The 18967-nt window shown below is 70.4% G+C and carries 15 protein-coding genes; 5 read left to right on the top strand and 10 right to left on the bottom strand.

What is annotated here, in order from left to right; translation table 11 throughout:
- Nucleotides 1-214 precede the first annotated feature (214 nt).
- Nucleotides 215-2671 (top strand): DNA gyrase/topoisomerase IV subunit A, encoded by a 2457-nt coding sequence (locus ABEA82_RS23310; RefSeq protein ID WP_345663559.1) that lies wholly within the window; start codon nucleotides 215-217, stop codon nucleotides 2669-2671.
- Here the strand turns inward: ABEA82_RS23310 and ABEA82_RS23305 are convergent.
- Nucleotides 2668-3756: a CobW family GTP-binding protein gene (locus tag ABEA82_RS23305; protein ID WP_345663558.1), complete on the bottom strand. Its 1089-nt coding sequence runs from the start codon at nucleotides 3754-3756 to the stop codon at nucleotides 2668-2670. The genes ABEA82_RS23310 and ABEA82_RS23305 overlap by 4 nt on opposite strands.
- A 132-nt stretch (nucleotides 3757-3888) precedes the next feature.
- On the opposite strand from ABEA82_RS23305, the gene ABEA82_RS23300 reads away from it, so the two are divergent.
- The 3 genes from ABEA82_RS23300 to ABEA82_RS23290 all read left to right on the top strand — a co-directional run bounded on the left by ABEA82_RS23300 (nucleotide 3889) and on the right by ABEA82_RS23290 (nucleotide 7276).
- Nucleotides 3889-4833, top strand: coding sequence for a ferredoxin family protein (locus ABEA82_RS23300; protein ID WP_345663557.1), 945 nt, complete (start codon nucleotides 3889-3891; stop codon nucleotides 4831-4833).
- 92 nt (nucleotides 4834-4925) lie between these two features.
- Nucleotides 4926-6596, top strand: a complete 1671-nt coding sequence (locus ABEA82_RS23295) for a sensor histidine kinase (protein WP_345663556.1) — start codon at nucleotides 4926-4928, stop codon at nucleotides 6594-6596.
- Complete coding sequence (locus tag ABEA82_RS23290; RefSeq protein ID WP_345663555.1) at nucleotides 6596-7276, top strand: response regulator; 681 nt, start codon at nucleotides 6596-6598, stop codon at nucleotides 7274-7276. The genes ABEA82_RS23295 and ABEA82_RS23290 overlap by 1 nt, the downstream gene beginning before the upstream one ends.
- 13 nt (nucleotides 7277-7289) lie before the next feature.
- Here the strand turns inward: ABEA82_RS23290 and ABEA82_RS23285 are convergent, their stop codons facing one another.
- The 6 genes from ABEA82_RS23285 to ABEA82_RS23260 all read right to left on the bottom strand — a co-directional run bounded on the left by ABEA82_RS23285 (nucleotide 7290) and on the right by ABEA82_RS23260 (nucleotide 14201).
- Nucleotides 7290-8882, bottom strand: a complete 1593-nt coding sequence (locus tag ABEA82_RS23285; RefSeq protein ID WP_345663554.1) for a solute symporter family protein — start codon at nucleotides 8880-8882, stop codon at nucleotides 7290-7292.
- Nucleotides 8879-9439, bottom strand: coding sequence for a DUF485 domain-containing protein (locus ABEA82_RS23280; RefSeq protein ID WP_345663553.1), 561 nt, complete (start codon nucleotides 9437-9439; stop codon nucleotides 8879-8881). Before ABEA82_RS23280 ends, ABEA82_RS23285 begins: the two co-directional genes overlap by 4 nt.
- A gap of 69 nt (nucleotides 9440-9508) precedes the next feature.
- Nucleotides 9509-10192 carry a response regulator transcription factor gene (locus tag ABEA82_RS23275; RefSeq protein ID WP_345663552.1) on the bottom strand — a complete coding sequence of 228 codons (684 nt, stop codon included), beginning with the start codon at nucleotides 10190-10192 and terminating at the stop codon, nucleotides 9509-9511.
- Nucleotides 10189-11340 (bottom strand): sensor histidine kinase, encoded by a 1152-nt coding sequence (locus ABEA82_RS23270; RefSeq protein ID WP_345663551.1) that lies wholly within the window; start codon nucleotides 11338-11340, stop codon nucleotides 10189-10191. Before ABEA82_RS23270 ends, ABEA82_RS23275 begins: the two co-directional genes overlap by 4 nt.
- Nucleotides 11337-11861, bottom strand: coding sequence for a DUF1453 domain-containing protein (locus ABEA82_RS23265; RefSeq protein WP_345663550.1), 525 nt, complete (start codon nucleotides 11859-11861; stop codon nucleotides 11337-11339). The genes ABEA82_RS23270 and ABEA82_RS23265 overlap by 4 nt, the downstream gene beginning before the upstream one ends.
- A 219-nt stretch (nucleotides 11862-12080) precedes the next feature.
- Complete coding sequence (locus tag ABEA82_RS23260; RefSeq protein ID WP_345663549.1) at nucleotides 12081-14201, bottom strand: DNA gyrase/topoisomerase IV subunit B; 2121 nt, start codon at nucleotides 14199-14201, stop codon at nucleotides 12081-12083.
- Nucleotides 14202-14642: 441 nt separating this feature from the next.
- Between ABEA82_RS23260 and ABEA82_RS23255 the strand changes: the two genes are divergently transcribed.
- Nucleotides 14643-14873: a DUF7455 domain-containing protein gene (locus ABEA82_RS23255; protein ID WP_003993464.1), complete on the top strand. Its 231-nt coding sequence runs from the start codon at nucleotides 14643-14645 to the stop codon at nucleotides 14871-14873.
- Between the two features lie 126 nt (nucleotides 14874-14999).
- Here ABEA82_RS23255 and ABEA82_RS23250 read toward each other — a convergent pair whose 3' ends face one another.
- The 3 genes from ABEA82_RS23250 to ABEA82_RS23240 all read right to left on the bottom strand — a co-directional run bounded on the left by ABEA82_RS23250 (nucleotide 15000) and on the right by ABEA82_RS23240 (nucleotide 18828).
- The gene (locus ABEA82_RS23250; protein WP_345663548.1) at nucleotides 15000-15836 is read right to left on the bottom strand and encodes a S1 family serine peptidase; all 837 of its coding nucleotides are present in this window, start codon (nucleotides 15834-15836) and stop codon (nucleotides 15000-15002) included.
- 135 nt (nucleotides 15837-15971) lie between these two features.
- The gene (locus ABEA82_RS23245) at nucleotides 15972-17513 is read right to left on the bottom strand and encodes an RNA polymerase sigma factor (RefSeq protein WP_345663547.1); all 1542 of its coding nucleotides are present in this window, start codon (nucleotides 17511-17513) and stop codon (nucleotides 15972-15974) included.
- A gap of 427 nt (nucleotides 17514-17940) precedes the next feature.
- Entirely contained in the window at nucleotides 17941-18828 is an 888-nt protein-coding gene (locus tag ABEA82_RS23240; RefSeq protein ID WP_345663546.1) for a FadR/GntR family transcriptional regulator, read from the bottom strand.
- Nucleotides 18829-18967 lie beyond the last annotated feature (139 nt).

The raw sequence follows: 18967 nt of genomic DNA, 5'->3' as shown, positions 1-18967 counted from the left end.
GATTTCTGCCGGTCCTGCCACTGTATGCAAGCGCGTGAGGCGCCGGTGAAGTTCCCGGGGGGCGTACGCGCAGAGCGAGACGGCGTGACCCGTCGTGCCGGGGCCGGGACGGCGCGGCAGGCGTCAGAGGACGGGTCCTGGTCCCGGTTGTCAGTGCGGCGGTCCACAATGGTCGGCGTCAGATCCGGATCGCAGAGGCAAGGAGCCGGCAGCGATGGCCCGCCGCAGCACGAAGACCCCGCCGCCCGACGACTCGTACGAGGAGAGGATCCTCGACATCGACGTCGTCGACGAGATGCAGGGCTCCTTCCTCGAGTACGCGTACTCGGTCATCTACTCCCGCGCCCTGCCGGACGCCCGCGACGGTCTCAAGCCCGTGCACCGCCGCATCGTCTACCAGATGAGCGAGATGGGCCTGCGCCCCGAGCGCGGGTACGTCAAGTGCGCCCGCGTCGTCGGCGAGGTCATGGGCAAGCTGCACCCGCACGGCGACGCGTCGATCTACGACGCCCTGGTGCGCATGGCCCAGCCCTTCTCGATGCGCGTCCCCCTGGTCGACGGGCACGGCAACTTCGGCTCCCTGGGCAACGACGACCCGCCCGCCGCCATGCGGTACACCGAGTGCCGGATGGCCGAGGCCACGAGCCTGATGACGGACTCCATCGACGAGGACACCGTCGACTTCAACCCGAACTACGACGGCCAGGAGCAGGAACCGGTGGCGCTGCCCGCCGCCTTCCCGAACCTCCTGGTCAACGGCGCCTCGGGCATCGCGGTCGGTATGGCCACGAACATGCCGCCGCACAACCTGCGCGAGGTCATCGCCGCCGCCCGCCACCTGATCAGGCACCCGAACGCGGACCTCGACGCCCTGATGAAGCACGTCCCGGGCCCCGACCTGCCCACCGGCGGCCGCATCGTCGGCCTGTCCGGCATCCGGGACGCGTACGAGACGGGCCGCGGCACGTTCAAGATGCGCGCCACCGTGTCCGTGGAGCAGGTGACCGCCCGCCGCAAGGGCCTGGTGGTCACCGAGCTGCCCTTCGCGGTCGGCCCGGAGAAGGTGATCGCCAAGATCAAGGACCTGGTCGGTTCGAAGAAGATCCAGGGCATCGCCGACGTCAAGGACCTCACCGACCGCGCGCACGGCCTGCGCCTGGTCATCGAGATCAAGAACGGCTTCGTGCCGGAGGCGGTCCTGGAGCAGCTCTACAAGCTGACGGCGATGGAGGAGTCCTTCGGCATCAACAACGTGGCGCTGGTCGACGGCCAGCCGCTCACGCTGGGCCTGAAGGAACTGCTGGAGGTCTATCTCGACCACCGGTTCACCGTCGTGCGACGGCGTTCGGAGTTCCGCCGCGGCAAGAAGCGCGACCGGCTGCACCTGGTCGAGGGTCTGCTGACGGCCCTGCTGGACATCGACGAGGTCATTCGTCTCATCCGCTCCAGTGAGAACTCCGCACAGGCGAAGCAGCGCCTGATGGAGCAGTTCTCGCTGAGCGACGTCCAGACGCAGTACATCCTCGACACGCCGCTGCGCCGCCTCACCAAGTACGACCGCATCGAGCTGGAGACCGAGAAGGACCGGCTCAACGCGGAGATCGAGGAACTGACCCGGATCCTCGAGTCGGACGCGGAGCTGCGCAAGCTGGTCTCCTCGGAACTGGCCGCCGTCGCCAAGAAGTTCGGCACCGACCGGCGCACGGACCTGCTGGAGTCGGGCGGTGCCCCTGTGGCCACCGTGCCGCTCCAGGTCGCCGACGACCCGTGCCGGGTGCTGCTCTCCTCGACCGGGCTGCTGGCCCGCACGGCCAACGGCGAACCGTTCCCGGAGGACGCCGGCGCCAAGCGCGTCAAGCACGACGTGATCGTCTCGGCGGTGCCCGCCACCGCCCGCGGCGAGATCGGCGCGGTCACCTCGGCGGGCCGGCTGCTGCGGCTGAACGTGATCGACCTGCCGCAGCTCCCGGAGTCGATGCCGACGCCGAACCTCGCGGGGGGCGCCCCGCTGGCGGAGTTCCTCTCCCTGGAGGACGACGAGACCGTGATCTGCCTGACCACCCTCGACGAGTCGTCGCCTGGCCTGGCGATCGGCACGGAACAGGGCGTGGTCAAGCGCGTGGTGCCGGACTACCCGTCCAACAAGGAGGAGCTGGAGGTGATCACCCTCAAGGAGGGCGACCGGATCGTCGGCGCGGTCGAGCTCCGTACGGGAGACGAGGATCTGGTCTTCATCACCGACGACGCCCAGTTGCTGCGTTACCAGGCCTCGGTGGTGCGTCCCCAGGGCCGCCCGGCGGGCGGCGTGGCGGGCATCAAGCTCGCCGAGGGCGTCAAGGTCATCTCCTTCACGGCGGTGGACCCGGCCGCGGACGCCGTCGTCTTCACCGTGGCGGGTTCGCGCGGCACCCTGGACGACTCCGTCCAGACGACGGCCAAGCTGACCCCGTTCGACCAGTACCCGCGCAAGGGCCGCGCCACCGGCGGCGTCCGCTGCCAGCGGTTCCTGAAGGGCGAGGACTGCCTGTCCCTGGCCTGGGCCGGCCCTGCCCCGGCCCTCGCCGCGCAGAAGAACGGCACCCCGGCCGAACTCCCGGAGATGGACCCGCGCCGCGACGGATCGGGTGTGTCCCTGGCGAAGACGGTGGCGGTGGTGGCGGGGCCGGTCTAGGCCGGCTCCGCGCGGTCCTCCTCGGGATCGCGTACGTACCGCAGGACGCCCCACATGCCGTGCTCGTCGGCGTGCGGGGCGTCGCTGCGGCACGCGTCGAGTTCCTTGTCGAGTGCGGGCGCGTCGATCCCGGAGCCGATGAGGACCACCTGGGTCAGGCGTTCCGCGCCGGCCGGCCAGGGCTCCGGGTAGAAGCGCAGGAACCGCCCGACGGCATGGACGGCGTAACGGTTCCGGACGTCGTACGGCCCGAAGTCCACATAGCCCTTGATCCGGTACAGCCCCTCGGGCCGGCTGTCGAGGAACTCCATCAGCCGGCGCGGGTCGAGGGGCTCCCGCGAGACGAACGACAGGCTGTCGTAGGCGGTGTGCAGGTGCCCGGTGTGGTCGTGCCCGCCGGGCTCGTCGCCATCGTGCTCGTGGGCGTCTTGTTCGTGCAGGTCGTCGAAGGACAGCTGTCCGATGCGTTCCTCGCTCGGCCGGCAGTCGAAGAGGAACTCGGGGTCGATCCGGCCGTAGGTGGCCGGGACGACGGCGGCGCGATCGACGAGGGACCGGACCAGCCCGAGTACGCGGTCGGCGTCGGCCGCCCGGTCGGTCTTGTTGACCACGACGAGGTCGGCCAGCGCGAGATGCCTGTCGATCTCGGGGTGCCGGGACCGGGTGTCGTCGAACTCGGCGGCGTCCACGACCTCGACGAGCCCGCCGTAGACGATCCCCGCGTGCCCGCTGGCGAGCACCATCCGCACCAGCTCCTGCGGCTCGGCCAGCCCGCTCGCCTCGATGACGATGACGTCGATGCCGAGGGAGGGCTCGGCGAGCCGCTCCAGGTACTCGTCCAGCTCACTCGCGTCCACGGCACAGCACAGGCATCCGTTGCCGAGCGAGACCGTCGAGTCGCCGAGTGCTCCGGCCACGGCCATCGCGTCGATCTCGATGGCCCCGAAGTCGTTGACGATGGCGCCGACACGGCTGCCGCCGCTGTGGTGGAGCAGGTGATTGAGCAGGGTGGTCTTTCCCGAGCCGAGGAATCCGGCCAGGACGACGACCGGGATCTGCTGCGGTTCAGGGCTCGGCTGACTCACCGTGCGACCTCTCTCATGCCGGAGCGTGCACCGGCTCGCGGCCCCGGCACACGCAGGAAAACGGAATGCCGCCCCAGGATACGAGCCGGGCCCGGAGGCCACCGCGAGGCAACTCAGGTTAGGCTCACCTCTGTGAGTACGTGCTCAAGCGTCTCCCGGGACCTCGACGAGCCCGTTTCGGGAACCGCGGCCATCGCGAGGACCTGGCTGTTGCTGGAACAGCCCGGCCCCTGGGGTGCCAAGGCGCTCACTTCGAGCCACCTGGACCCCGCCCTGGGGCGTGCCCTGGAGGCCGCCGCGAAGGACACGGGTGTCCGGATCGTGCTCATCCGCCGTCCCGGGCGCCACGCGGACCGCCGAATGCCCGCGACCCGCAGGGTGTACGTCGCCCACACCGTCCCGGGCAACGTGTGGCTGCGCGCCGCCACGACCACGGACCCCGGGCGGCTGCTCGATCTCGACTTCGCCGCACTCGGCCGTGGCGACCACCGCACCTTCGACACGGTGCTCGGCGGGCGGCCCCATGACGGTGATCCGCTCGCCCTCGTCTGCACCAACGGCAAACGCGACCGCTGCTGCGCCCTCCTCGGACGGCCCCTCGCGGCGGAACTCGCCACGTCCGGGGTCGGCGGCGTCTGGGAGGTCACCCATCTGGGCGGCCACCGCTTCTCCCCGACGGTGCTGGTACTGCCGTACGGATACGCCTACGGCCGGGCCGAGGCCCACACCCTCAAGGAAGTCCTGCACGGCGCTCGGGAGGGCCGGATCGTTCTGGAGGGGTGCCGGGGCGGCTCGGCCTGGGAACGGCCCGGTCAGGCGGCCGAGCTCGCCGTACGCGCCAGGACCGGCGAAGACGCCGCGGAGGCACTGAGCGTCGTACGGACGGCCGGCGCGGCACCGCACTGGGAGGTGACCGTCGCCCACACCGACGGGCGCCGCTGGCAGGTCGACGTGGCCCAGGGAGCGGGCCTGCCGCCCCGTCCGGAGAGCTGCGGGGCCTCGGTCCTCGGGTCGCCCGCGCGCATGGACGTGGTGGCGGTCCACGAGGTCAGGGTGGCCACGGCCCTCGCGAGCTGACCAGGGCTCCGGGACGTCCGCCCAAGCATCGGTCAAGAGATCCGTGCCACACCCGTTACGGCAGGTAGACGGGCCCACGTACCTTCTTGGGTATGAGCCCCACTCCCCCCGCACGCCGCCTGCGCCTCGGCCTGCCCCGGCGGGTGTTCTCGCAGGTGCTGCTGATGCAGGTGGCCATCGCCGCGGGGGTCGCGGTCCTCGCGACCGGGCTGTTCCTCGCACCTCTCGGTGATCAGCTGGACGACCAGGCGATGCGCCGGGCGCTCGCGATCGCGCAGACGACCGCGCAGCAGCCCGAACTCGTGCGGGAGGTGAGGGACACCCCGCCGTCGCCGAACGGTCCGGTGCAGCGGGAGGCGGAGCGGATCCGGAAGGCCACCAAGGCCGAGTACATCGTGGTGATGGACTGGCGGGGCGTGCGCTGGTCGCACCCCGACCGGAAGCAGATCGGCGGCATCGTCTCCACCGATCCCGGCCAGGCCCTGGCCGGCAAGGAGGTCATGGAGATCGACAGCGGCACGCTGGGCCGCTCCGCCCGCGGCAAGGTGCCGCTGCGTGACGGCGACGGCACAGTCGTCGGCGCCGTCTCGGTGGGTATCGCCTACGACAACGTCCGGGCCCGGCTGATCCACGCGATCCCGGGACTGTTCGCGTACGCCGGAGGCGCGCTGGCCGTCGGCGCGCTGGCCGCGTGGCTCATCTCCCGGCGGGTCCACCGGCAGACCAGGGACCTGGCCTTCTCCGACATCGCGGCGCTGCTGTCGGAACGCGAGGCGATGCTGCACGGCATCCGCGAGGGCGTCGTCGCCCTGGACCGCGCCGGCCGCATCCGCCTGCTCAACGACGAGGCGCAGCGCCTGCTGAGCATCGGGGACACGGCGGTGGGCCGTTCCCCCGACGAGGCGCTCGGCACGGGCCGTACGGCCGATGTGCTGGCCGGGCGGGTGACCGGTACGGACCTGCTCACCGTCCGGGGCCAGCGGGTGCTGGTCGCCAACCGCATGCCCACCGATGACGGCGGCGCCGTGGCCACCCTGCGCGACCGTACCGAGCTGGAGCAGCTGGGCCGCGAGCTCGACTCCACCCGCGGCCTGATCGACGCGCTCCGCGCCCAGGACCACGAACACGCCAACCGTATGCACACGCTGCTGGGGCTGCTCGAGCTGGAGATGTACGACGACGCCGTCGAGTTCGTCGGCGAGGTCGTCGGTGACCACCGGGCCACCGCCGAACAGGTCACCGAACGCATCGAGGACCCGCTGCTGGCCGCCCTGCTGGTCGGCAAGGCGACCGTCGCGGCCGAGCGCGGCGTCGCCCTGTGGGTGTCGGACCGGACCCGGCTGCCCGACCGGCTGATCGACTCCAGGGGGCTCGTCACCGTCGTCGGCAACCTGGTGGACAATGCCCTCGACGCGGTCGCCGGCAAGCCGCACGCGCGCGTGGAGGTCGAACTGCGCGCCGAGGGGCGTACGGCGATCCTCCGGGTGCGCGACACAGGGCCGGGCATCCCGCCGGAACACCGGGAGCTGATCTTCACCGAGGGGTGGTCCACGAAGAAGCCGCCGGCGCACCGCGAGCGGGGCATCGGGCTCTCCCTGGTGCGCAGGTTCGCCGAGCGGCAGGGTGGCAGCGCGACCGTCGGCGAGGCGCACGGCGGCGGCGCGGAGTTCACTGTCGTCCTGCCCGAGGCGCTGGCCGGCGATGGCCCGGAACCGGCCCTGGCCGCGCCGTCAGCTCCGCAGACCGCCAAGAAGGAGTCGTGATGATCGAGGTCCTGGTCGTGGACGACGACACCAGGGTCGCGCGGGTCAACGCCGCCTACGTCGAGAAGGTGCCGGGCTTCCATGTCGCCGGCGAGGCCCACAGCGCCGCGGAGGCACTGCTCCGGCTGGAGGCGCTGCCCCGGCTGGACCTGGTGCTCATGGACCACTACCTCCCCGACGAGACGGGGCTCGCGGTCGTCCAGGAGATGCGGCGGCGCGGCCACCAGGCCGACGTGATCATGGTGACGGCGGCCCGGGACGTGTCGACCGTGCAGGCGGCGATGCGGCACGGCGCGCTGCAGTACCTGGTCAAGCCGTTCGCCTTCGCCGGTCTGCGCGCCAAGCTGGAGGCGTACGCGGAGCTGCGCCGCACCCTCGACGGCGGCGGGGAGGCGGAGCAGGCGGAGGTGGACCGCATCTTCGGGGCGCTGTCGACGCCGTCGGAACCCGACCTGCCCAAGGGCCACTCCCCCACCACGGCGGAGCTGGTCCGCCAGGCCCTGATGCAGGCCGACGGGCCTCTGTCCGCCCAGGAGATCGCCGAGCGGACCGGGGTGAGCCGCCAGACCGCCCAGCGGTACCTGAAGCTGCTGGAGCGCACGGGACGGGCCAGGCTGACCCTCAAGTACGGCGACGCGGGCCGCCCGGAACACCGCTACGTGTGGGCGACCCGCTCTTGAGGTCCCGGGAGCCCTACGCCGCCCCCGCGCCGGTGAGCGACCGCACCTCGGTCTCCGCGTGCCTGGCCTCGTCCGGGACCTCCGCCGAGGTGACCGTGCCCAGCCAGCCCGCGAGGAAGCCCAGCGGGATCGAGACGATGCCCGGGTTCTGCAGCGGGAAGTACTGGAGGTCCACGGCCGGGAACAGCGAGTCCGGGCTTCCCGAGACCACCGGGGAGAGCACCACGAGCACCACGGCCGGCACCAGACCGCCGTAGACGGCCCACACCGCGCCACGTGTGGTGAAGCCCCGCCAGAACAGGGAGTACAGCAGTACCGGCAGATTCGCCGACGCGGCGACGGCGAAGGCGAGGCCCACCAGGAACGCCACGTTGAGATCCCGCGCCAGCAGGCCGAGGGCGATCGCCACCACACCCACCCCGACGGCCGCGACCCGGGCCACGGCCACCTCGCTGCGCGGCTTTCCGCCCGGGCGCCGCAGGGACACGTGGAGGTCGTGGGCCACGGACGCCGAGGAGGCCAGCGTGATCCCGGCGACCACGGCGAGGATCGTGGCGAAGGCGACCGCGGCGACGATCGCGAAGAGAACCGTGCCTCCTGTGGAACCGGCACCGCCGCCCAGGTCGAGCGCCAGCAGCGGAACCGCCGTGTTGCCGGCCGCGTTCGACCCGCGTACCGCGTCCGGGCCCAGGATGGCGGCGGCGCCGAAGCCGAGCACGATCGTCATCAGGTAGAAACCGCCGATCAGCCCGACGGCCCAGACGACCGAGCGACGTGCGGCGCGAGCGGTGGGCACGGTGTAGAAGCGGGACAGGATGTGCGGCAGCCCCGCCGTACCCAGCACCAGGGCCAGGCCCAGACTGATGAAGTCGAAGCGGGCCGTCCAGTCCCCGCCGTACTTCAGCCCGGGCGCCAGAAAAGCCTCCCCGTGACCACTGCGCTCGGCCGCCGTGAGCAACAGCCGGTCCAGATCGCCGTGGAAGCGCACCAGCACGAGCGCCGTCAGCACGACGGTGCCGCCCAGCAGCAGGACCGCCTTGACGATCTGGATCCACGTCGTCGCCCGCATCCCGCCCAGCGACACGTAGATCACCATGAGCGCGCCGACACCGATCACGGTCCAGTCTCGCGCGGCCTCGCTCGTGCCTCCGAGCAGCAGGGCCACCAGGCTGCCCGCGCCGACCATCTGCGCGACCAGATACAGCACGGACACGGTGACCGAGGAAGTACCCGCCGCGATCCGTACCGGCCGCTCCCGCATCCGCGCCGCCACGACGTCCGCCATCGTGAATCTGCCGCAGTTGCGGACGAGTTCGGCCACCAGGAACAACACCACCAGCCAGGCCACGAGAAACCCGACGACATACAGCAGCCCGTCGTAACCGAACAGCGCCATGAGCCCGGTGACCCCGAGGAAGGACGCCGCCGACATGTAGTCGCCCGCGATGGCAAAACCATTTTGCATGGGCGAGAAGAGCCGTCCGCCCGCGTAGAACTCCTCCGCCGAACCGCGCCGGTTGCGGCTCACCCAGGCCGTGATCCCCAGCGTGACCGCGACGAACGCGCAGAACAGCGACAGCGCCAGTGTCTGGTGTTCACCCGTCACGAGGCACCGCCTTCCACGGCGCGCGTCAGCTCCTGGGTGTCCCAGCGCAGTTCGAGCGCCGCCCGGTCCCTGCGCAACCGCGCGTGCCGCGCGTACGCCCAGGTGAGCAGGAACGTGGTCGCGAACTGCCCGAGCCCCGCCGCCATCGCCACGTTCACCGCTCCCGCCACGGGACGCGCCATCAGCTCCGGCGCGGTCGTGGCGGCCACCACGTAGGCCACGTACCAGGCGAAGAAGGCCACGAAGGCCGGCACCACGAACCTGCGGTACCGCCGCCGCACCTCCTGGAAGGCAGCGCTGCGCTGCACCTCCAGATACGCATCGGCCGCCGCGCCACGGCTCTCGCCCTCCCTGCGCGCCGACGGGACCACCGCCGGAACGGGCTCCCCTGCCTCGGCCGGCTCACCCCAGCCGGAGGCGAGTGCGTCGTACCAGGGATCGGCGTACCTCACGTGCCCGGCGTCCTCGGTCGGCTCCTGGGTATGACCGTCGAGTCGCTCGGCCGAACTCTCCTGACCGGCCCTGGCTGTGCGGGGACGGCCCTTGCTTCGCTGCATGCCCAAGGATGGACAGAACGGGAAGTTCCCTGACTCTTCTTCCCCTCGCTCTTCACCCCATCAGGTGACTCACCCCGCTGGTGGCCGCACCAGCCCCTTCCCATATGCGTAACGCACCGCCTGCGCACGGTCCTTGAGCCCCGTCTTGGTGAAGAGGTTGTTGATGTGGGTCTTCACGGTCGCGGTGGAGACATGCAGTCTGCGGGCGATCTCCTGGTTGCTGAGCCCGTCGGCGATGAGCACCAGCACCTCCGTCTCCCGCACGGTGAGCCCGTCCGGCACCTCCGGGGGCGCCGGCGGTCTCGTCCCGCTCTCCACCAGGCGCTCGAGCAGCCGCCTCTGGACGCTCGGCGAGAGTCCCGCTTCCCCCGACAGCACGCTGTGCACGGCCCGCACGATCTCGTCCCCGCCCGCGTCCTTCGTGAGGTAACCGCGCGCTCCGGCCGCGAGCGCCGGGAACAGCGACTCGTCGTCGGCATACGTCGTGAGCACCACGACCTGCGTCCCGGGGTACTCCGCACGGATCCTCCGGGTCGCCTCCACTCCGTCGCAGCGAGGCATGCGCAGGTCCATCAGCACCACGTCCGGGGCGACTTCGGCGACCACGCGCACCGCCTCCTCCCCGTCCCCCGCGGCACCGACGACCTCGATCCCGGGCAGCAGGCCGAGCAGCATCACGATGCCCTCCCGCACCACGGTCTGATCGTCCGCGACCACCACCCGAGCGGGCTTCCGCTCGGCCTCCTCCGTCATACCGGCACCTTCAACGTCACCACGAACCCCTCCACGCCCGGCCCTGCCTCGAGGGAACCGCCCAGCAACTCGGCCCGCTCCCGCATGCCCAGCAGACCGTACCCGGATCCCGCACCCGTCAGTTCGCCCGGCGAGCCCCCCGAGTCGCGCACGTCCAGGGTCACTTCATGCGGGCGGTAGTCGAGACACAGGCGCACTGTGGCGCCCGGGGCGTGCTTGCGGGCGTTGGTCAGCGCCTCCTGGGCGGCTCTGCGCACGGTCTGCGAAGCCTCGGCCGGCAAGGCCCTGCGTTCACCCGTGATGGTGATCTCGGCACCGTCGGCCGTACTCACCAGGTGGCTCAGGAAGTCCTCCAGCGGGGTCAGCTCGCCGCGCAGCGCGGAGAGTGCCTGCCGGGTCTCGGCAAGGCCGTCACGCGCCATCTCCCGTGCCGCGACCACTCGTTCCAGCACCTGCTCCGGCTCCCCTCCACGCTCGATCAGCAGCCGGGCCGCCTCCAGGTGCACCAGCTGAGCCGAGAGGCTGTGCGCCAGCACGTCATGAATCTCCCGTGCTATGCGGGCCCGCTCCGCGAGCGCCGCCGTCTCCGCCTCCGCCGCGCGCGCCGCCCGCTCCTGTGCGAGCAGTCGCTGGGCGCTGCCACGGGCCTCCGCGTCGAGGCGCAGCGTGTAACCGGCCAGGGCCAGGCCGAGGCAGGTGGCCAAGGACGTCAGCACGTCGTCGTTGCTGACCGCCCCGAACGAACCGAGTGCCACGCCCGCGGCGGCGAGAGCCACGGCCGGCGGCAGCCGCTCCAGCGCCGAGACGGCGCAGCCGCACCACATGACCAGGGCCGCCACCTTGAATCCTGACAACTGGGCCATGACGGCGACACCTTGCAGCAGCGCGAGGGACGCCAGCGACGGCCACAGCCGGTGTCGGAGCGTCGTGCGGAAGAACAGCCGGCTGAGCAGCGCGGCGACCAGCACTCCCCCGGCTGCGGCAGCCGCCTTCCAGCCGTCGTCCTGGCTGTCGGTGACAGCACCCCACAGCAGCAGGCTCAGGACCAGGGCTCTCACCGTCCAGGCCAGCAGACGCCGGGAGCGGGAGAGTCCCTCGCGGCTGAGGGCCTCCCGGGAGGGCCAGCGGGTCCACGCGTTCTCCTTCACACGCGCTCCCTCCCCGCAGGCCGCATGGTGATCGCGCCGTATGCCGTGTTCGCGTTCCCGGCCGGGCGCAGCAGCTGACCTCGCCAGGCCAGGATTCCTGCCCGGACGAGCAGGGTGCCGGCGAGTGACAGGAGCAGGGCGGAGCTGTCTGGACGGACTCCCGTCGCGGCACCGAGTGCGAAGAGGCCGGCGCGCAGACCGATACCGGCGATCCAGACGAGGAGGCTCGCCCTGGTGCTCTTGCTCCACACGGTGCCGTCGGGCTCCGCCCATATCCGGGTGGTCCAGGCCCAGCCGGCCCCGGTGGCCAGACCGACGAGCAGTTCGGCGGCGAGCAGCAGCACCGCGGCCGTGTGGTGACGGGGATCGAGTATCTCCGGCTCGCGCAGCGCGACGACGGCCAGGATCACGGGCAGGAGCCACCAGCGGCGCTCGCCGTCGATCCGGCTCGCCCGGAACTGCTGGGTGATCACCACGACCGCAACGACCACGATCACCAACGCGTCGACGAGCCCGGACATCACAGCCTCCGTGAGCGGGAAGGGAGACGTCGGCCGCGGGTGCCGCCGACGTCTTCGACGCTACGGAAATCTCCAGGTCACGGGATCGGAGCCCGGGTGGATCATGGGTGGATCGCCGTCGGGCGGCTCTCCACCCAGGGGTGGAGAGCCGGGTCGGGTCACGGCCGGGCGGTAAGGCTCCTGCGGCCCTGATCCGTCGGCCGAAGCCAGGAGGATCAGCTAGGCATCGATCCGCGACCGGTCCAGCGTGGCCGCCGAGTTGGAGATGAACTCCTTGCGCGGCGCCACGTCATTGCCCATCAGCAGGTCGAAGACCTGCTCGGCGGCTTCCAGGTCGGAGAGGTTGATCCGGCGCAGCGTGCGGTGGCGCGGGTCCATGGTCGTCTCGGCCAGCTGGTCGGCGTCCATCTCGCCGAGGCCCTTGTACCGCTGGATCGAGTCCTTGTAGCGGATGCCCTTGCTCTGGAACTCCATCAGCTTGTCGCGCAGTTCGCGGTCCGAGTACGTGTAGACGTACTTGTCCTGGCCCTTCTTGGGCTGGACGATCTCGATGCGGTGCAGCGGCGGCACCGCCGCGAAGACCCGGCCGGCCTCGACCATGGGCCGCATGTAGCGGTGGAACAGGGTCAGGAGCAGCGTACGGATGTGCGAGCCGTCGACGTCGGCGTCGGTCATCATGATGATCTTGCCGTAGCGGGCCGTGTCGATGTCGAACGTCCGGCCCGATCCGGCTCCTATGACCTGGATGATCGCGCCGCACTCGGCGTTCTTGAGCATGTCCGTCACGGACGACTTCTGGACGTTGAGGATCTTTCCCCGGATCGGCAGGAGCGCCTGGAACTCGGAGTTCCGGGCGAGCTTCGCCGTACCGAGCGCGGAGTCACCCTCGACGATGAACAGCTCGCTGCGATCGACGTCGTCGCTGCGGCAGTCGGCGAGCTTGGCCGGCAGCGAGGAGGACTCCAGGGCCGTCTTGCGGCGCTGCGCGTCCTTGTGCTGCCGGGCGGCGATGCGCGTACGGGCCGCGGCGACCGCCTTCTCCAGCACGACACGGGCCTGCTGGGCGGCGTCCCGCTTCGTGGACGTCAGGAACGCCTTGAGTTCCTTGCTGATCACGTTGTTCACGATGCGGCGGGCCGCGGAGGTCCCGAGGACCTCCTTGGTCTGGCCCTCGAACTGGGGCTCGGCGAGACGCACGGTGACGACCGCGGTCAGGCCCTCCAGGGCGTCGTCCTTGACGATGTCGTCCTCGGCGACGCGCAGGAGCTTCTTGGCGCGCAGCACCTCGTTCATCGTGGTGGCGACGGCCTGCTCGAACCCTGCGACGTGGGTGCCGCCCTTGGGGGTGGCGATGATGTTCACGAACGACCTCAGCGTCGTGTCGTACCCCGTGCCCCAGCGCATGGCGACGTCGACGTCGAGCTCACGCGTGACCTGGGTGGGGGTCATCTGACCGTGCTCGTCGAGGACCGGGACGGTCTCCCTGAAGGTGCCCTGACCGGAGAACCGGAGGACGTCGCACACCGGCTTGTCGCTCGCCAGGTACTCGCAGAACTCGCTGATTCCGCCGTCGAAGCGGAAGGACTCCTCACCCTTGCTGCCGCCCTCGCCGAGCCCCAACTCGTCACGGACGACGATGGTCAGGCCGGGCACCAGGAACGCGGTCTGGCGGGCTCGCTGGTGCAGCGTGTCGAGGGAGAGCTTGGCGTCCTTGAGGAAGATCTGGCGATCGGCCCAGTACCGCACACGGGTGCCCGTGCGGGACTTGGGGATCTTATTGACCTTGCGCAGGCCACCGGCCTCGAACTTGGCGTCCGGGCCGCTCGCGGAGAAGGCTCCGGGGACACCGCGCCGGAAGCTGATCGCGTGCGTGTGGCCACCGCGGTCCACCTCGACGTCCAGGCGGGCGGACAGGGCGTTCACCACGGAGGCGCCGACACCGTGCAGACCGCCGGAGGCGGCGTAGGAGCCGCCGCCGAACTTGCCGCCGGCGTGCAGCTTGGTCATGACGACCTCGACACCGGAGAGGCCGGTCTTGGGCTCGACGTCGACCGGGATGCCGCGGCCGTTGTCCCGGACCTCGACGGACCCGTCGTCCTGGAGGATGACCTCGATGTGATCGCAGTAGCCCCCGAGCGCCTCGTCGACGGAGTTGTCGATGATCTCCCAGAGGCAGTGCATCAGGCCACGACTGTCGGTCGAGCCGATGTACATGCCCGGACGCTTGCGCACGGCTTCGAGCCCCTCGAGGACGAGCAGGTGCCGCGCGGTGTAGTTGGAACCGTCCCGGTCTGCTCCTGCCAGCAGAGCTGTGGATGGCACGGACGTCTCGGCGGTCACGCGGTTCGCTCCTCGCTGAATTTCGAATGGGGCCCTCACGGGTAAGGGCGCGGCATCAGTCACCGGTGAGAGGGTACCGAGGCCTGGTAGAGCCGTTGTAACGCCACCCTCGTCGAGAACTCAGACTAGTCCACGCTCGCATACTTGTTCGATCCCTCGATGGAGTGAAGTACACATCACGTTCCCTTCCAGGCATGAACCATTTAGGCTCCGGGCACGTCCTCATGAACAACCGGCAACCCAGCCGGGAGGACCGACCACCGAAACACCGCGAAGCCCCGTAAGACACATAGACACGCAATACGGCACATTCGCCGCCAACCGGCAGCAGACAGCCACCTCGGAAAGATTTTTCGAGGAAAAGCCACGAGCGGGAACGTTTTGGGGCTGGTTGGATGTTGACCCTGGTACGACAGCTCGTCGAGCTAGAGAAGAGGCGACGTGACTACTGTTCTGACCCCCGCGAGCCCGTTGACGGCCGCCGATCGCTGCGACCGCTGCGGCGCCCAGGCATACCTGCGCGTCGTCCTGCTCAGCGGCGGAGAACTGCTCTTCTGCGCCCACCACGGCCGCAAGTTCGAGCCGGAACTCAAGAAGATCGCCGCTGAGATACAGGACGAGACGGAGCGGCTGACGTCCGCTCCCGCGACTGCCTCCGAAGAAGAGCGCTGACACTCGCGTCCGACGACGAGCCAGCCCGGCACAGGCCGGTGAACGGGCGGCTGCCTCTCCTCCGAGAGGCAGCCGCCCGTCCTCGTCATCAGAAGCCCGCTCAGGCTCTCCCGGACGCCTCCGTCCTCACCCCCGTGGCCAGCCGAGCGTGCGGATGATGTCGGACACCCTCACATAGACACCCGGATTGCCGGCTCGCCCGCAGCCGGTGCCCCAGGACACGAGCCCGATCAAGCGCCCCTGGGCTACCAGCGGCCCTCCGCTGTCGCCCTGGCAGGCGTCCCTGCCTCCCGCCACCTCCCCGGCGCACAGCATGCTCCTGGCGTCGTAGGTGCCGTCGGCACCTCCCGGATACGCGTCCTCGCAGAGAGCATCGGGCAGCACGCGCACGCGTGCCGCACGCAGACTGTTCGAGTACTCGCCGGCGCCTGAGGTGTCACCCCATCCGTACACCGTCGCGCCCCCGCCCACCGCGTACGCGGGGTCACCGTCGGCCGCCATGGCGATGACCGACCCCACGGGGAGCGGTTGGGCCAGGGTGATGACGGCGAAGTCGCCGGCATTGCTGACACCGTCGTAGGCCGGGTTCACCCAGGCCTCCCGCACGGCGACCTCCAGGCCGTCCCTGCCGGAGAGCAGGTTGGTGCGTCCGGCTATGACCCTGAGGTCGCGTACGCGCTGCGGCGGCCCGCCCAGGACCTCCTCGCCCAGGCAGTGGGCCGCGGTGAGCACAGTGCTGTGACCGACCGCCACACCCCCGCAGAACTGCCCCGCGCGCGTACCCCCGAACCGGTCACGACTGGACAGGGCCACCGTCCACGGGCTGTCCGACGCCTCCACGGGAAAGCCACCTATGACCACGCTGTCGGCGGCCACAGAGGCGGTGGAGCCCGCTGACAGGGCGGATACCGCGGCTGCCAGGACCAGTGGCCGGGCCAGGATCCGGACAAGGCGACGACACATACTCACTCCTCACTCCGTGGTGTCGGTGAGACACCCAGAGTGATTCACCCCGCGACACCTCGCACCCGCGGCGAGGCGGGCACGACGAAGGCCCGGCCCCCCGAGGGACCGGGCCTTCCGCGCCGTACGGCTCGACTAGTCGAGGTAGTCGCGCAGCACCTGCGAACGGGACGGGTGGCGCAGCTTCGACATGGTCTTGGACTCGATCTGGCGGATCCGCTCACGCGTGACGCCGTAGACCTTGCCGATCTCGTCGAGGGTCTTCGGCTGACCGTCGGTGAGACCGAAGCGCATCGAGACGACGCCCGCCTCACGCTCGGACAGGGTGTCCAGGACGGAGTGCAGCTGCTCCTGGAGGAGCGTGAAGCTGACCGCGTCGGCCGGGACGACCGCCTCGGAGTCCTCGATGAGGTCACCGAACTCGCTGTCGCCGTCCTCGCCCAGCGGGGTGTGCAGCGAGATGGGCTCACGGCCGTACTTCTGAACCTCGATGACCTTCTCCGGGGTCATGTCGAGCTCCTTGGCCAGCTCCTCCGGGGTGGGCTCGCGGCCCAGGTCCTGGAGCATCTGGCGCTGCACGCGCGCGAGCTTGTTGATGACCTCGACCATGTGCACCGGGATACGGATGGTGCGGGCCTGGTCGGCCATGGCGCGGGTGATGGCCTGACGGATCCACCAGGTGGCGTACGTGGAGAACTTGTAGCCCTTGGTGTAGTCGAACTTCTCGACCGCGCGGATCAGACCGAGGTTGCCCTCCTGGATGAGGTCCAGGAAGAGCATGCCGCGGCCGGTGTAGCGCTTGGCCAGGGAGACCACCAGACGGAGGTTGGCCTCCAGGAGGTGGTTCTTGGCGCGGCGGCCGTCCTCGGCGATGATCTCCAGCTCACGCTTGAGCTTCGGCGCCAGCTTGTCGGCGTTGGCCAGCTTGTCCTCGGCGAACAGACCCGCCTCGATGCGCTTGGCGAGCTCGACCTCCTGCTCGGCGTTGAGCAGGGGGACCTTGCCGATCTGCTTGAGGTAGTCCTTGACCGGGTCGGCGGTGGCACCGGCGGCGGCGACCTGCTGGGCGGGCGCGTCGTCCTCGTCCTCGTCGGAGAGCACGAAGCCCGCGTTCTCGGCGGTGCCCTCGGGCTCCTCACCGGCCTTGCCGGGAGCGGCCTCCTCGAGCACCTCCTCTTCGAGAAGCTCGACGTCGTCCTTCTTGGCGCTGGTCTTCTTGGCCGCGACCTTCTTGGCAGGCGCCTTCTTCGCGGCCGCCTTCTTGGCGGTCGTCTTCTTGGCGGCTGCCTTCTTGGCCGGCGACTCCTCTTCGGCCGCGGGCTCGGCGGCGGGCGCCGCCGGCGTGGCCGTTGCGGTGGGCTTCCTGGTGGTCACCGCCTTGGCTGCGACCGACTTCGTGGCGGTGCGCTTGGCGGGACTCTTCGCTGCGACGCTCTTTCGGGTGCGCTTGGGCTCTGCGGCACTGACCATCAGCGTCACACCCTCTTCCTCGAGGATCTGGTTGAGGCTGCGCAGTACGTTCTTCCACTGAGTGGCCGGAATCTGGTCAGCTTCGAAGGCCCGACGCACGTCATCGCCGGCGATCTGCCCCTCAGCCTTTCCCCGCTCAATGAGCGCCATGACAGAGACGGACTCGGCGATCTCCGGCGGGAGCGTACGGGATGTGCTGGCCGACACGAACAACCTCTCGGAACGTTGGAAAACGGCTTCCGGCCCCGTCCACAGTGGACAGGAGCCGACCGCCGGCTTGGGGATGGGCCGACGGCGCGGGCGGGGGCCGGGGAAGATGCACAGCGCCGTGAACGGCGTCCGTATTCCCTCCGCGGCTGTCACCTCTTAGGTCATCGCTTTCTCACCACGAGCGTTACGCCCATTTCGCGTGGCCCGAGTCACACCCCGTAAGCGGATAAAGACGGTCAGATGTGGGCATAGGCGGTCACACTGTGTTGTGACCTGATCGCTCCAGCGGAACCGGGGCCCATCGCGCCGTCGGACCCCGTGGGATCGCGAGGATCCCACGGGGTCCGACGGGAGGCGGTTCACCGATCGGGCAATGCCACAGGAGGGGGGTGGCACACCCGGCCGCGCCGCCCGTGGAGCGCGGTCAGTGCTCGCGCGGGGCGGGCACTACGCGCTCCACCTCGGGGTGGAGTGTGAGGAGTTGCCGCATCGCCGCCTCGGCGGCAGCGCCGTCACCAGTGGCCAGAGCCTCGCAGATGCGGCCGTGGTGCGCCAGCGCTGTCTCGTTCGGCCGCTCACAGCCCGTGACGGGACCACCCGAGACCTGGAGGGCCGCCGACACGATCCCGGACAGGTGCTCCAGCATGCGGTTGCTCGCGACCTGGATGAGCAGCGAGTGGAACTCGGAGTCGGCACGGGCGAAGGTGAGCGCATCACCCTGGGCCATCGCGTGCCCCATGATCTCGACCATGTCCGTCAGGCGCTGCTGAAGGTCCTCGCGCCCGTGCCCGGCGGCGAGACGGGCGGCGAGCGGCTCGATCGTCCACCGCAGCTCGCTCAGCTCGCGGCGCTGATCGTCACGCTGTGGCCCGAAAGCGCGCCACTCGATGATGTCCGGGTCGAGGAGGTTCCAGTCACTGACGGGGCGCACGCGTGTGCCGACGTTCGGGCGGGCGCTCACCAGGCCCTTGGCCTCCAGGACGCGGAGCGACTCGCGGACGACGGTGCGCGAGACCTCGAAGCGCTGGCCGATCTCCTCGGGCACCAGAGGACGGTCCGCGCCCAGGTCGCCGGAGACGATCATCTGACCCAGCTGCTGTACGAGTTGGCCGTGCAGCCCGCGTCCGCGGCTGCCCGCGGCGCGCCGGCCCACACGGCCCAGCTCGGGGTCCGCGCCGTCCCAGGCAGGGGCCCCGACGCGGTCGACGGCGGGCGCCTCGGCGTAGGGGTAGCGGTCGAGTTCGCCCGGGCTCGCGAGGCCGGAGTCAGCGGAGCGGGCGGCGGTCATCATGGTGTGCGCAAGGGTACTCACGCATCCTTTGTCGGCGCCGTCTTCAACTCCCTTGAGGTCTTTGGTGAAAAGCACACGAAAGGGTGATCGCTCACCGCGTCGCAATTGACGCCTTATCGGAAAGAAATGGGCGTTCTGCGGGGAGTTGTGGGCATGGCCG

Origin of the sequence: Streptomyces venetus, from assembly GCF_039540295.1 — a bacterium.
Lineage (GTDB): Bacteria > Actinomycetota > Actinomycetes > Streptomycetales > Streptomycetaceae > Streptomyces > Streptomyces venetus.
This window is presented reverse-complemented; position numbering and strand designations above follow the sequence as displayed.